Annotated in this window: 17 protein-coding genes and 1 tRNA gene; 15 read left to right on the top strand and 3 right to left on the bottom strand. The window is 61.0% G+C overall.

Annotated elements, in window-relative coordinates; all coding sequences use genetic code 11:
* Positions 1-50: 50 nt before the first annotated feature.
* The 11 genes from EN885_RS30300 (at position 51) to EN885_RS30250 (ending at position 9,241) form a co-directional block, all read left to right on the top strand.
* Complete coding sequence (locus EN885_RS30300; RefSeq protein WP_128244216.1) at positions 51-497, top strand: hypothetical protein; 447 nt, start codon at positions 51-53, stop codon at positions 495-497.
* Between the two features lie 276 nt (positions 498-773).
* Positions 774-1,139 (top strand): hypothetical protein, encoded by a 366-nt coding sequence (locus EN885_RS30295; protein ID WP_128244217.1) that lies wholly within the window; start codon positions 774-776, stop codon positions 1,137-1,139.
* Complete coding sequence (locus tag EN885_RS30290; protein ID WP_128244218.1) at positions 1,139-1,693, top strand: hypothetical protein; 555 nt, start codon at positions 1,139-1,141, stop codon at positions 1,691-1,693. The genes EN885_RS30295 and EN885_RS30290 overlap by 1 nt, the downstream gene beginning before the upstream one ends.
* Entirely contained in the window at positions 1,693-1,932 is a 240-nt protein-coding gene (locus tag EN885_RS30285; RefSeq protein ID WP_128244219.1) for a hypothetical protein, read from the top strand. The genes EN885_RS30290 and EN885_RS30285 overlap by 1 nt, the downstream gene beginning before the upstream one ends.
* A gap of 13 nt (positions 1,933-1,945) precedes the next feature.
* The gene (locus EN885_RS30280; protein WP_128244220.1) at positions 1,946-2,128 is read left to right on the top strand and encodes a hypothetical protein; all 183 of its coding nucleotides are present in this window, start codon (positions 1,946-1,948) and stop codon (positions 2,126-2,128) included.
* Positions 2,129-2,580: 452 nt separating this feature from the next.
* Positions 2,581-4,452, top strand: coding sequence for a hypothetical protein (locus EN885_RS30275; RefSeq protein ID WP_128244221.1), 1,872 nt, complete (start codon positions 2,581-2,583; stop codon positions 4,450-4,452).
* A gap of 5 nt (positions 4,453-4,457) precedes the next feature.
* Positions 4,458-4,838, top strand: a complete 381-nt coding sequence (locus EN885_RS30270; RefSeq protein ID WP_128244222.1) for a hypothetical protein — start codon at positions 4,458-4,460, stop codon at positions 4,836-4,838.
* A gap of 289 nt (positions 4,839-5,127) precedes the next feature.
* Entirely contained in the window at positions 5,128-5,418 is a 291-nt protein-coding gene (locus EN885_RS30265) for a hypothetical protein (RefSeq protein WP_128244223.1), read from the top strand.
* A 15-nt stretch (positions 5,419-5,433) separates the two neighbouring features.
* Positions 5,434-5,802 carry a helix-turn-helix domain-containing protein gene (locus EN885_RS33915; protein WP_206616862.1) on the top strand — a complete coding sequence of 123 codons (369 nt, stop codon included), beginning with the start codon at positions 5,434-5,436 and terminating at the stop codon, positions 5,800-5,802.
* 95 nt (positions 5,803-5,897) lie between these two features.
* Positions 5,898-8,246, top strand: coding sequence for a hypothetical protein (locus tag EN885_RS30255; protein WP_128244224.1), 2,349 nt, complete (start codon positions 5,898-5,900; stop codon positions 8,244-8,246).
* An 11-nt stretch (positions 8,247-8,257) separates the two neighbouring features.
* The gene (locus tag EN885_RS30250; protein ID WP_128335244.1) at positions 8,258-9,241 is read left to right on the top strand and encodes a hypothetical protein; all 984 of its coding nucleotides are present in this window, start codon (positions 8,258-8,260) and stop codon (positions 9,239-9,241) included.
* Between the two features lie 29 nt (positions 9,242-9,270).
* On the opposite strand, the gene EN885_RS30245 is transcribed toward EN885_RS30250, so the two are convergent.
* The 3 genes from EN885_RS30245 to EN885_RS30235 all read right to left on the bottom strand — a co-directional run bounded on the left by EN885_RS30245 (position 9,271) and on the right by EN885_RS30235 (position 10,303).
* Entirely contained in the window at positions 9,271-9,534 is a 264-nt protein-coding gene (locus tag EN885_RS30245) for a hypothetical protein (protein WP_128243425.1), read from the bottom strand.
* Positions 9,535-9,554: 20 nt separating this feature from the next.
* The gene (locus EN885_RS30240; RefSeq protein ID WP_128243424.1) at positions 9,555-10,028 is read right to left on the bottom strand and encodes a hypothetical protein; all 474 of its coding nucleotides are present in this window, start codon (positions 10,026-10,028) and stop codon (positions 9,555-9,557) included.
* A gap of 200 nt (positions 10,029-10,228) precedes the next feature.
* Positions 10,229-10,303 (bottom strand) — tRNA-Gly (locus tag EN885_RS30235).
* A gap of 233 nt (positions 10,304-10,536) precedes the next feature.
* Between EN885_RS30235 and EN885_RS30230 the strand changes: the two genes are divergently transcribed.
* From EN885_RS30230 to EN885_RS30215, 4 genes are all read left to right on the top strand, one after another.
* Entirely contained in the window at positions 10,537-11,034 is a 498-nt protein-coding gene (locus tag EN885_RS30230) for a prolyl-tRNA synthetase associated domain-containing protein (RefSeq protein WP_095484820.1), read from the top strand.
* A 94-nt stretch (positions 11,035-11,128) separates the two neighbouring features.
* On the top strand, positions 11,129-12,127 hold the full coding sequence (gene trxA, locus EN885_RS30225; RefSeq protein ID WP_128243423.1) for a thioredoxin: 999 nt from the start codon (positions 11,129-11,131) through the stop codon (positions 12,125-12,127).
* A 164-nt stretch (positions 12,128-12,291) separates the two neighbouring features.
* Positions 12,292-12,963: an LON peptidase substrate-binding domain-containing protein gene (locus EN885_RS30220; RefSeq protein ID WP_095484821.1), complete on the top strand. Its 672-nt coding sequence runs from the start codon at positions 12,292-12,294 to the stop codon at positions 12,961-12,963.
* Positions 12,964-13,161: 198 nt separating this feature from the next.
* On the top strand, positions 13,162-13,401 hold the full coding sequence (locus tag EN885_RS30215) for a Trm112 family protein (protein ID WP_095484822.1): 240 nt from the start codon (positions 13,162-13,164) through the stop codon (positions 13,399-13,401).
* The last annotated feature ends 47 nt before the right edge of the window (positions 13,402-13,448 follow it).

Below are 13,448 nucleotides of genomic sequence, written 5' to 3'. Positions count from 1 at the left end.
GTGGTGGTGGGGTGCCCGGCGTTCCGAGAGAATGCGGTGGGGCTGCAACTATGCTTAATCGCACGAACCGTCCTGCCTATGGCGACCCTGTTCCGCCTCCGCTCAATCGCAACGGTGTCGAGGAGGCGCTAGCCGTCATGCGCAAGGTGGCGGAACATTACACCGGCACCGATGCCGGCCGCGCTTTGGAGGTAGCCGCTAACCAGCTATCGAAGCTTGAGGCCATACCCGAGCGCGGAGCAACGAAGCAACGTGAACGCGGCCTTCGGCTGCGCTACCTGAAAATCTCTCCGCACTACGCCGCGAAGACCAGAACAGTCCGGGGCTTTGTTCGTTTGTTCCTCGCTGACGCCGATCACTATCTGAAACACCGCAGCAAATATGATGACAAGCTAACGGGGCGGCCTCGTTTTGAGCCCTGGCTTTCAGTGGCACGCATCATCGATCTTTGCGACGAGATACCGAGCGAAAATACAATTCGCCGCGATCTTCAATGATTTCAAGCGGTTATGAAAAACAAAAGGTACTTCGGCGCCGGTGCCAGGGTGAGGGGAGCGCTGCATCGCACCTTTTCGCTAGCGACAGAAATCTAGGAAAGCATACCTATTCTATTCGCAGTGAATATCGTCAGGCGCTTGTCGATCAAGGATTTCAGCGACTTGAACGTGTCGCGCATGCCAAGTTGCCACTAACCTTTCGAGCCGGTGGCCCACAATCGCGAAGCGATGGGCCGAGCTACCGACGCATGGTGCTCTTCGAAAGAGGAGCGCACCGTGACGACATCAATTTCAATGGGCCGCCTGCGCAAGATTGTTGCCGAAGCCAATGCCGCGTACGCAGCATCGCGCCAGGCGACCGAAAATTTTCGCAACGCCAAGTCAGCCGTTCGCGCTGTCGAAGCACGGATCAATCCGCAACTCGAAGCCGGCAACTTTGAAACGAAAAATTGGGACCGCGAACCGAAGGGGACGTGGCCCGCCGAATATCGCAAGGCCCGTGAAGTCCTGGCCGAGGCCGAGGCCGCCGTCGAGCGTCAGCATGAAACCACGCAGCACGCCGGGCGAATAAAAACCCGCGCCATCGAATTCGCGAGAGCAAGCGGCATCGAACTTCCTGCCGATATGAAGGATCAATACTGATGGCAAAGATCATCGACAAACTCGCCGGCATCTTCGAGCGCCAGCGCAGTGCGGCACGGGAGATTTCCGACGCAATTGAGGGTCCGCGCGTCGAGATCATGGCGTTGTATGAGAAGCGTCGCGAGATCAAGGCCGCCCCGATATCGCCGGCCGAGGTTCAAACGCGGATCAAAGAGACCTTGGCCGCTGCAGAAGCGGAGACGCGCATATTTTTTCATCCTGACGCGCTCATCACACCACCCGACAGTGGATTCGTTACCGATGCGCGTCTTGCGGAAGCCTTCGCGGCCAAGCCTCTCGGCATGATGATTGTTCTTGGCTTTCGCGAAGAGATCACCGAGGCCCTTACAGCAGCCGCAAACAAGGAAGTTGCCGGGCGCGGCCGTGCCTACAGCGCGGACGAACGGGCCAAGGAACTTGCTCGCATCGACGCTGAAATCCGCGAAGCCGAGCGCGACGAGGAAAAGCTCTGCCGACTGGCCGAAGAAGCCGGAATCTCGGTCGCACGGCGCGCCGATGCAAACATGGAATTCATTCTTGCGGAGGATCTGTGATGGCTCTCAATCCGATTTTGGCTGCACTGACATCGGCGTTGATGCGCAGTGAGAAGCCGACCAACACGGCGCCCGCTCAACAGAAGCGGCGGCCCTCGGCCTTAGCGCGTCGAGAGAAGCCGGTGCCGTTCATGTCGAGGGTGCCTACAGCGTATCTCCAAAACCCGATTGATGGTGACGCCATCGAACAGAAGCGCGCGGCCGACGCCGCACATTGGCGCGACGCACTGCGTCGCTGAGAAGGGAAACCAGATGACCAATCCAGTCGAGACGGATGCGAAGCCAATGAGCTTTTCCGCGATGAAAGTCGCGTTGATGCGCGGCGGAAAAGCCAAGGCGCTGACAGCCGCAGCGAGCCGAAAGGTCGTTGCCGAAAAGGAGGCGGCATATCGCCGGGGCCTATGGAAGGCCGCGATGCGGCCGCTTGGCAAGTGATACGAAATGCCGCTGCAGCGGCACGACGACCGGCGCCTAGTCCTCGTCTGGTCGTCTCTTGGGTGGTGGGTGCGACATACGCCCACCACCTCTTTTTCCTTTAAGGAGATCATACGCTGATGCGCCTGTCGGCAGATCCCAGACGGCCGGACGAATTCAATCTGAATGACCGGCATGGTGCCATGGCCGCGCTTGAGCGGGAACGCCGGGACCAAAAATTGCTCCTCGTAGATATGGAGGTTCTAAGCGGCGTGTCCGCAAACACCTTCCTGGCTTGGCGAGGTGGCCAGCGCGACCCAACTCTCGGATGCCTGGTCGCCCTCGCGCAAACCCTTGGTTTTGACGTCTTGATGGTCCGAAGGAGCAACGCTACCAGATCAGATTGCGGCATACTTCCGGCGGGTTTCAAAGGCGGCTCGACTACAATTGACGCCTGAGAATCGAGGCGCGTCGTGACCGGGAAGCCAGTAGCAGAAGCCGCCGTAAGGCTATCGCTAATCGACCGGATCTCCGGGCCGATTAAGCGGCTACAGGCGCGCCTCGTCGCCCTTAGCTCCCGTTTGGGCTTCGACCGCATCGGGGCATCCGTGGGGCGCCTCGGGCGGGCCATAGGCGGCCTTGGCGATGGCCTGGCCCGAACGACCGCCCGGCTGTCATCCTTCGTTGGACTCCTCGGCCTTGGCGGTGCCGGCGCCGTTGCAGGTGCCTTCGCGTTGGCGAAGAGCGCGTCGGACCTCGGCAGCGAGATCGGCGAAGCCGCGTTCAAGCTCGGGGTCGGCGTCGAGGCGCTACAGGAATACCGCTTCGCCGCCAAAATGAGTGGCATAGAATCGGAGTCCCTGACCAAGGGAATTCAAAAGCTCGGGATCAACGCGTCTGCCGCGTCTCGCGGGAACAAGGCGCTTGCGAAGGACTTCAAGGCGCTCGGGGTTGTCCTCAAGGGGCCGAACAAACAGCTTCGTTCGACCGAGGAAATTCTTAACGACACGTTGTCCGCGCTCGCCCGTGTCAAAGATCCGCTTCGCCGCAACGAACTCGCGTTCAAGCTCTTCGGCAAGTCCGGCGTGGATATGGTCAAGATGCTTTCGGATGGCGCGGACGGGCTCGCAGACATGCGCGAAGAGGCCCGCAGGCTCGGGATCATCTTGAGCGACGGCGCAACCAAGGCGGCGGATAAGTTTGGCGATAATCTCGACAGTCTGTGGCTTCGCTTGGATGGCCTAAAGCTGTTTCTCGGCGTCCAGCTTTTGCCGGCCATGAACGAATTGATCGAAACGACCACGAAGTGGTTTGACGCGAACGCAACCTTGGTTCGGTCCACTATCTCGGATTGGGTCAAGACCTTTGCGGGCGTGCTTCGTGACCTCATGAATCCGGCGTCGGATATCCGGCAGGAAATCGCCGGCATCGCTGAAAAGTTCACCGCCTTTCTTGCCGCCATCAAGCCCGTTGTGGACTTCCTCGGCGGGCCGATGCAAGCGACGCTCATCGTGCTCGGCACATGGACGGCGGCACCGCTCATCACCGCTCTAACGGCCGTTGGTGCCGCCTTTGTGACCCTTGGCATCACCATCATGGCGACCCCGGTCGGATGGTTCCTTGCCGCCGTGGCGGCCATCGCTGGCGCCGCATACCTGATCTATTCGAATTGGGATTCCATCGCGAAGTTCTTCGGCGACTTCTGGAATTATGTCACCGGCCTGTTTTCGTCCGCCGTGGCCTATATCCAGTCGATTCCCGGCAAGCTCTATGATGTCGGCGCCGCAATGGTGGACTCCATCTGGCAAGGCCTGAAATCGAAATGGGGCGAGGTGGTGTCGTGGCTGAAAGGCGCCGTTGCCGACCTCATTGGCTGGCTTCCCGAAAGCATCAAGTCAACCCTCGGGTTTGACCTCACCACGGTGGCGCCGAACGCGGCGGCGGGCGATGCCGGCGCCAGGGTTGGCGGGATGGTGAAGCCGCCAGCGGAACAGCGCCCGCCAGCGCCGCCGGCATTCACCCCGAGCGTCAAGCCCATGGAAGACGTGACCGCCGGGTTTACGGCGGCCTGGCGCGACCTCATGAAGCCGATAGGGGATCTCGGAAAGGCGACCGAAAAGACGGACAAGGTCGAGGCCGGGACGGTCACCACGCAACGGGTGGACATCGCCGAGCCTATCATAGTTCACCAGCCGCAAGCGGTGAATGCACAGCTTAATGTCGGCGGCATCACCATCAACGTGCAAGGCATGACGCCGGCCGAGGCGCAAGGCATGGTCACGCGCGCCTTGGCTGCGGCGCAAGCCACGCATGCAGCTAATCTGCAATCCAGTCTGTCGGATTGATGTAAATGGAAGCGGACGGCGGCGACGCATCCCTGATTTTTGGCAACGATCTACAGTGCATGCGCACGCTGGCCATCATCGACATACTCGTTCCGCTGGTTCCCCTCATTGTCAGCCAAGGCGGCGAAGTGATGGCCACTGGTGTCGACTTTGAGGCATTTTCCGATACGGGACAGAAATGCCTAGGCCATCTGTTCGCCAGGCAACTGCCCGCTGATGTTGCCGCCATAGTGCGCGAGTCCTGGGCGATGAAGCGGCGGCTATGCATCACGGCGGTGCGCACGGCAGACCCGCACGCTTCCGGTAGGCTCTGGCTGTCCGGCACGATTCATCTATCGGGCGACGAGCCGCGCATACAGAGTACGACGAGCACGCATCTGCACTGATCATTCGCCGCAGCTGATTCTAAGTCTTCGTTTGCATATCGCAAACTGTGTTCGGTGAAATTTCCACTCCGTTTGCGTAACGCAAACAACATGAAAAAATATGACTGATATCGTTTAATACACCGCGCCACAGCGTGCGATTTCTGTTGCAATATCTACAGAGTTAGTTGCAGGTTGCGTGAGCCGGAGAGTGTTTCCCCACTCGCCGGCTCTAACCGAAACCGAAGAAGGACCTTCGATAATGGCACCTCTACAAACTACAGAACTGCCCGAATTCAGCAAGTTGATCTTGGCCGTCGCCAAACTCGCTAAAGCCGGTCAAGACCGCGAATTGGTTGGCATCATGACTGGCGGCACATATCGCACGCGCGGCGGCGTGACTGTTGGCCCGCTGCGGCCGTTTCGCGACGAAGAGGATGGCGAGCACACAGACGCCGTGGGGAGGTCCGCGTGGTTTTTCGCGGATGGCGTCGGCGCCTATGACCGCTACGGCTGTATCCTGTCTGGCGTCACCTCTGATAGCGAAATGGATTGCGTCTCGGCCTGGGATTGTCGCCTTCTCCTAGAAACTGCGGCGTGAGCGGGGGCACGCGAAATGTCCGGTGTTGATCCTATCCGCGACCTTCGAATCGCTGTCACTGGAGCGCGCCGGGCGATTGCGATTGCCGAACGCGCCATTTCGAATGTTGCCGAGAAGGCGGAAGCGTTGTCACACGCGGCCGAGCGAGCGAACGACTTTAGCGCGGTGGCCTTTGCGGCCACCGGCGAGGTGCTTCTAACCGCCGATGACGTCGCAAGCGTTCTGCACGTCAGCAAGCCCACTCTTGCCCGCTGGCGGGTGCTCGGAACCGGCCCCGGCTACGTCAAGAAGCAAGGCCGGATTCTCTATCGGGCCGAGACAATCGAAAACTTTGTGACTTCGAAAGAGCGCACCAAGACGCGCGACGACGAGCCGGGGCGATGATGAGAGCCAGTTAAGGTTCACCTGGCCCACAATCGCGAAGCGATGGGCCGAGCTACCGACGCATGGTGCACTTCGAAAGAGGAGCGCACCGAAAAATGCCTAACGCAATTTACGAAAACGGTGACGGCGGCGTAGAGGTCGATCCAACGCTCGCGTCTGGCCTTCGCGGCGCCCACGGCTGGTCGATGGTGACAGCGCTTATTGCGGACGGTGAACGGCGCGTGAGGCGCGTTGTCGACTGGACAGGCGGCGAAGGCATCAAGCCGGACCTCGGTGGCTATCTTGGCCCTCTCGGCCTCGTTACGGACATCGCGGAGGCGACCGACGACCGTGGCACTAAAGGCGAAGATGGCGACCCCGGTGCGCCAGGTCCGCAAGGGAAAAGCGCGTACCAAATTGCTGTCGACAATGGCTTTGTTGGCACCGAGCTTCAGTGGCTTAATTTCTATGTGAACGAAATTGCGGAAGCCGCCACGAATGAGGCAATAGGCGCTCGCGACGTCGCTGTAGAGAAGGCGGACATCGCTACCAACAAAGCTATTTTGACCGCTGCGGACGCCGTTGCGACCGCCGGCTACCGGGACGCCGCCGCCCTGTCCGCGAGTGCTGTCGGCTACTTCATACACGCCGCAGCTACCAACGTTCCGCGAGGCATCAGCAACACGGTCGGCACGATCACTCCCGGGGCAGGTGGGACCACCGGAACCGACCTCGCGCTCGCGTGGACCGGCGGAAACTTCGCGGTTAACCCTACCGGCGTGTTCGATGTTGCGGGCGGCGTCGTCACCGCTGTTCGGATCACCGGCCGAGGCCGGTATATCGGCGCCGCGCCGACCGCGCCGACGCCGTCCTTTGCTGCCTCCGTAGGGCTCACAGGGGGCGCCGTCGCGCTTAGCGTGGATTTCCTGCCGACCAGCGGCGAAACCTATTGGGCGGCCTCTGCGGACGGCACGGAATACCAACTGTACCTCAACAATTCCGGCGCCCCATCAATCGTCCCTGGTCAGACGCAACGCATCATGAAGCCGGCAACCCAGGGCGCCATTTCGAGCGGTGCCATTGGTCCCGGCTATGTGGAGCAAGGGAAGGTCAAGCCGGCCATACAAAGCCAGTTCAACCGCGCCAATTCACTCCAAAGGATACAGCAACAAGGCGCGGTGCAGCCAGTGATCGCCGGCAGAAACGGCGGCGTGTTCCTTGGCATTCGCCTATCAGATGGCAAGGCGGTTCTGCCCCTTGCCAGCGAAAGCATAGAAATCGACCCGGAAGATATCAGCATCCGAAAGGCCATTGATCGGGCCGTCGCAATCCCAGGTGTAGGGATGCGCAACTATACGGGCGCCGACACCCGGAAGCCGATCATTGCCGGCCGAAACGGTGGCGTCCTCGTATGGCTCGACACAACCTCTGTCCCGCCAAAAGTGACCGGCGCCATATCCGTAGCGGAAGTGCAGTATCAAGGGCTCTTCCCGAATGACGCTCGCGGTCGTGTTTCTGACTACGCGGCGATAGCCGAGAAATCGGCGCAAACGTTGCGCTTCATTCGCCCGGTCACGGACGGGAACAACTATCAGCATTGCGCGCCTGGCGCCCGCGAGGGCTATTTGACGACGGCGCAATACATGCAGATCGACGTCTATTGGAACAACCGCGTCACTCGTGTCGAAACGTATAATACTATCGGGTGGATCTTGGTCGATGACGCACCGGTCGCCTCGTTTTCCAGCAGCTTCGCGCCCGGTACGCCGGGGGCGCAATCTTACACGTTCGACCTCGGATCAACCGCTTTCAAAAAGGTCGAAATCCTCTGGCCTTACGGCGCCGGAATGGAGTTGCGCCAGACTCGGTTTTCGGCAAACGCGCCAATCGCTATCCCCGATGCTCGGCCCGCCAAGCTGCTTAATGTGCATGGGGACAGCACGACTCACGGATATTCGGCAAGCTCGATACTGACGTCGTGGGCGTATGGAACGGCGGTCGATCTCGGCCGCCAGCTTCTCAACACCGGGAACGGCAGCAATACCGCCGCCGCCGGCCAGGGCGCGGTCGTCGCGCAAGCCATCATTGATACCGGCATCGCGGACGTGAAGTCGGTCTATTCCATCGGCATCAACGATTGCATCAGCAATCGCGTGCCTACCGTGGCGTTCAAGACCTCTGTCGAGGGGTATCTTGCCGGCTTCCGCAGCAAGCTCCCGACTGCGTCGTTGCTGTTCTGCAGCGCCTTCTACTGCCCCGCGCATGAGACGGCGCATTCCTTCCCGTTGCAAGATTATCGCGACGTTATGCAGGCCATCGTAACGGCCTCGGGCGATCCGAACCTTACCTATGCCAACGGCAAGGCGTCGATGGTGAACAGCAGCGACCGCCTCGCCGGTGATCTCACCCATCCAAACAACCTCGGCTGCTCTGAAATCAGGCCGTTCATGGTCTCGAACCTTTAAGGAAAATACCTATGGCAAACCCACTTTGGCCGTGCCTTGTTCTGCCCTTCGACGTGACCGGCACCGGCTACTCGGTCGATCCCGTCACGCTACAGCCGATGTTTGAAGGCATCGCCGAGGCGGACGCGGACGGGCATTGGCTTTTCGGCAATGACAACCCGACCATGGCGGACATGCTGTCCGGGCAGTTGATGACACCCAGGCTTTCGACTCTTCTGACGGCCGGCGGCAGCGGCCATACAGCCCCGCCCGTTTTGGCAAGAACTGGCACGGGTCAGAGTGTCCCGCAAGCCTTGACGGCCTCTCTGTCGGGCGGTGCGGTGAACGGCTTTACCGAAACCAACCCTGGCTCGGCCGACGCTACCGCAGGCGGCGCCGTGACGGTGACCGGGGATGGAACCGGTACGGTCTTCAACGTAGGTATCGCCCCGGCGCCGACTCAGAACGACGGCTCCCTCACACTGGCGAATGCAACGGTGAACCGGATCAACGGCTATCAGACGCCGTTTGATATCAAGCGGAATCAGACTGTTTGCCTCGCGGTCAAGCGCAAGGCCTTGGCCGCTACGACGCTGGTTGTAGGCTGGTGGCCTCCGGGGGGCACCAGAAATCCCGCTTGGATGGTGCAGATCAGCGCTACGGACTATGTGGCTTACTCTCGGGCGGCAGGCGGCAATTTCGGCTCCGATCCGCAGGCTGTAACGCCCCCCGCCGGCAGCGTTGGCGATTGGCTGTTTCTTGCTATTACGCATGACGCGGCGGGGTCGCGGCGTGTAGATTGGGGCGGCGGGGCGAGCTACACCAAGGCGGGGGTGCTCGATATTGTCGACGCCAACCACCGGGTCGGTATTGGCGGCACCCTGCCATCCTACGCGGGCGGCGGTGACTACGCCGAAATGATGGTCTTCCCGAACGCCAAGACGGCGGCAGAGGTGGCGGCTATCTATGCCCGTTCCAAGGCCAGGCTACTGCCGCGAGGTATTACGCTGCTTTGAGGCGCTTTGCAGCCTTGAGGCTCTCCTGGCTAGAAGCGAGTGAGAACCTGCTCCACTGCGCCAATGAATTGATCGAGGGTCGGGACGATAGGTTTTCCTTCCACAACGGTCCCTTTGCCGAACACTACGTCGATGGTGGCTTCAAAACTCAGGTGTTCCGGATGGCTGATTTCTTTCACCCATGTGAGGATATGGCCATCTTGCAAAGGGTAGCGCTCCGGATTGAGCTTAGCGACAAAACTGGACGTCCCCCCTTCAGGCAGATGACCGGATAGGTGGTGCAGCGGCTTCACTGCTGCCCCTGCGACTGCGACTATGAGGGCGTGTTTGTCAGCAATGTCGAGTTTATGAAGCTGCCATAGCGAATCGTTCCCCCCTGGTACGGCTTTGACGCCGCGATCTGCTGTCTGTCGGCTGGGGAGAGATGTTTTATTTTGTCCAAGCCGCTCGTTTTGAAACGCTGATCAGATTCGGTAATCGGAAAATACGTTTCCTTGACCCCTACTGCGTTCGCTCCATTGCGGATCGCCATGGCGACGGCGAGATGATCGAGTGCGGCCCGCGCGTTATGGATAGTGTCGCCAACCAGCAGCGCCAGTTCGGCCGGCGGGGGAGTTTTTTCCCGGACTACGACGCGAAAGCCGGCGATTTCCGAATCGGGCTCCCATGCGTACGGATATGGTTCTTCGGCCAAGTAGGTCGTGACCGCTTGCCTCAGGTCATCGAAGTGTTTTTTGGCCCGCGCGACCTTAAGGCGTGCGCCAGTTAGATCTAGGGAAGCCTGCACGATAGTTCCTCTCGCAATATGCTGTTGGGTTGGCGCACCCGCCAGCCAAACCAAATGAAGTTGGCGCCGAGGCTTAGAGGGAGTGATTTGCGTGGCTTGCGGTTTCCGAACGCTGGTAGCTATGCGGTAGCTGGCCTTTATCGACAAAGAAAAAGCCGCACTAGGCGGCTTCTTAACTGCTTGATTTCCCTTGGGAAAACTGGAGCGGGTGAAGCGATTCGAACGCTCGACCCCAACCTTGGCAAGGTTGTGCTCTACCCCTGAGCTACACCCGCTCGCGCGGCTTTTTGGGCCGCAAGCCGCGCCTATATGGCTGAAGGGCGCGGCGATTGCAACAGGGAAATCGCAGGTTTTTTGGTCCGCAGCCGGCGACGTAAACAAGCCTTCCGTAGCGAGGACAGGAACGGAATCGGCGGCCTCACCGCGCGACGGTCTTGTCTCGACCGCGTCATTGGCCGTAAACGGCGTGATCTAAACCGCGACAACAACAAGTCCGACAAGAAACAACATGCCGAAAACCGAAGCCGAGCTTTTTGCCTTTCTCGCCGATCTTGGGATCGAGGTCTCGACCCTACGTCATCCGCCGCTGTTCACGGTCGCCGATTCGCAGGCGTTGCGCGGAGAAATCGCTGGCGGGCACACCAAAAACCTATTCCTCAAGGACAAGAAAGACAATTTCTTCCTGGTCAGCGTCGGCGAGGAGGCGGTGGTCGACCTCAAGCAGATCCACCATGTGATCGGCGCTGCCGGGCGCGTGTCTTTCGGCAAGCCGGAGATGCTGATGGAGCTTCTCGGCGTCGTTCCGGGCGCGGTCACCGTGTTCGGCGTGATCAACGACACGGCGCGAAGAGTGAAGGTGGTACTCGACCAGGAGTTGATGGGCCATACCATCATCAACGCCCATCCGCTGAGCAACGAGGCAACGACATCGATCGCTGCCGCCGACCTCGTCAAATTCGTCGAGGCAACCGGGCATGATGCTGTTATCTTGAAAGTCACGGCATGATCGCCACATGGATGACGATAAACCGACTTCTGAGTGAGGATATGGACGTTGTGCCGGGCCGGTGGGCCGGCGGCGCGACCGAAAGGGTGACGAGATGAGCGACAACAATCAATTTGGCGGCCCGTTTGGCAGCAATGGCGGGCAATATGCCACCACAGTGCAGTATGGCGGCACCGAGGCCACCCTCGCGAAAGTCGCGCTTGGCGAGCCGCCCGTCGCCGTCGACGTCATCAAGGACACGACGACCGCCGCTTTTGCCGCCGACGTCATCCAGGAATCGCGCCGTCAGCCGGTGCTGGTCGATTTCTGGGCGCCCTGGTGCGGGCCCTGCAAGCAACTGACGCCGCTGCTGGAAAAGGCAGTCACGGCCGCTGGCGGCAAGGTCAAGCTGGTCAAGATGAATATCGACGACCATCCTTCGATCGCCGGACAGCTCGGCATCCAGTCGATCCCGGCGGTCATCGCTTTTAAGGACGGCCAGCCGGTCGACGGCTTCATGGGCGCCATCCCCGAGAGCCAGATCGCCGCGTTTATCGAGAAGGTCGGCGGCAAGACCAATGGTGCGCCGCAGGTGGCCGAGGCGCTTGCCGCGGCCGCGGAGGCGCGCGACGCCGGCGATGTGCAGACCGCGGCGGACATCTACGACGCGGTCCTGGAACAGGCGCCGGAGACGATCGAGGCCATTGCCGGGCTTGGCGATCTGCTGTTCGAGGCCGGCGATGCCGAGGGCGCCGAAGCCGTGCTGGCGCGGGCGCCGGAAGCAAAGAAGGATGCGCCGCCGCTGGCCGCGGTGCGCGCCAAGATGGCGCTTGCCGCACAGGCAGCAGCACTTGGCAATCCGGCCGAATTCGAGCGTCGGCTGGCCGAGAACCCCGGGGACCATCAGGCACGGTTCGATCTTGCCATGATCCAGAACGCCAATGGCGAGCGCATGGCGGCGGCTGACAATCTGCTGGCAATCGTCAAGGCCGACCGCTCGTGGAACGACGACGGCGCCAAGACGCAATTGCTGCAATTCTTCGAGGCATGGGGGATGACCGACGAAGCAACTCTGGCTGCACGGCGCAAATTGTCGTCGCTGCTGTTTTCCTGAGCGCGCATCAAGCTGTTTTTGCCTGGCGGCCTTGCGGTCGGCGGCGGCTGCGCCAGATTAGGGGCCAGACCCGATCCGTTTTTCGCTTCCTGACGATTTACACGCCAGGTTGCGATCGGCGGGCGGATTGATGCGCTTCTCGACGAAGCGAGCGGAGGACCGAAGTGCAGGCGGGAAACGCGCATTACCGGCTCGATACGGATTTGCCGTCGACGGTACCGATCTTCCCCCTTGAAGGCGCATTGCTGCTGCCGGGAGGCCGCATGCCGCTCAACATCTTCGAGCCGCGCTATCTGGAGATGGTGGATGAGGCGATCGCCGGATCGCGGCTGATCGGCATCATACAGCCCAGCCTCGACGGCGCGCGGCGCGCCGATGGCGAGCCTGAACTCTGCAATGTCGGCTGCGCCGGGCGCATCATTGCGCTTTCTGAGAGTGGCGACGGCCGTTACCTGATTTCGCTGCAAGGCGTGTGCCGGTTCCGCATCGTGCAGGAGCTCGCGGTCAAGACGCCCTTCCGCCAGTGCCGGTTTGCTCCCTTTCTCACCGATCTCGATGAAGATCAGGCGGAGGCCGGGATCGACCGGCCGGCGTTGCTCAAGGCATTTCGTGCCTATCTGCAGGCCAACGAACTCGAAGCCGACTGGGAAAGCGTCAGCCGCGCCGAAAATGCCATGCTGGTCAATGCGCTGTCGATGATGGCTCCCTACGGGCCGGCCGAGAAACAGGCGCTGCTCGAAGCGGCGGACCTGAAGACACGCGCCGAAACGCTGATCGCCATCACCGAAATGGCGCTGGCGCGCGAAAACGAGGATTTCGGGTCGAGCCTGCAGTAGGAGGCTCTTCCTTCTCCCCCTGTGGGAGAAGGTGGATTGGCGCGCAGCGCCAAGACGGTTGAGGGGTGCTGGCCAGAGCGCTATCGGTGCCAAGCTGGAACACCCCTCATCCGACCGAGCTGCGCTCGGCCACCTTCTCCCACAAGGGGAGAAGGAAGAGCCGCGCGAAGCTTAAATGCTGGTGAGAGGACGGGCCGAATGGTGGATGGGCGTGACGGAAAGAAGGCCAATGTCGATCCCAAGCTGCTGGAGTTGCTGGCCTGCCCGCTGACCAAGGGCCCGCTTACCTGGGATCCGGAGCGCGGCGAGCTCATCTCGAGGCTCGCGCGGCTTGCCTATCCGGTGCGTGACGGCATCCCGATCATGCTGCCTTCGGAGGCGCGCTCGCTCCCCTTCGACGACGGATTGCCGCCGCCGCGCCTGGGCGGACCGTCCTGAACTGTAGTGATCTTTCGCGCCGACATTTCGCAAGATTGTGCACCGCC

Source organism: Mesorhizobium sp. M6A.T.Cr.TU.014.01.1.1 (assembly GCF_004022765.1).
Taxonomy (GTDB): Bacteria; Pseudomonadota; Alphaproteobacteria; order Rhizobiales; family Rhizobiaceae; genus Mesorhizobium; species Mesorhizobium mediterraneum.
The sequence above is the reverse complement of the archived record's forward strand: the minus strand, read 5'-3'. Positions and strand labels throughout refer to the sequence as shown.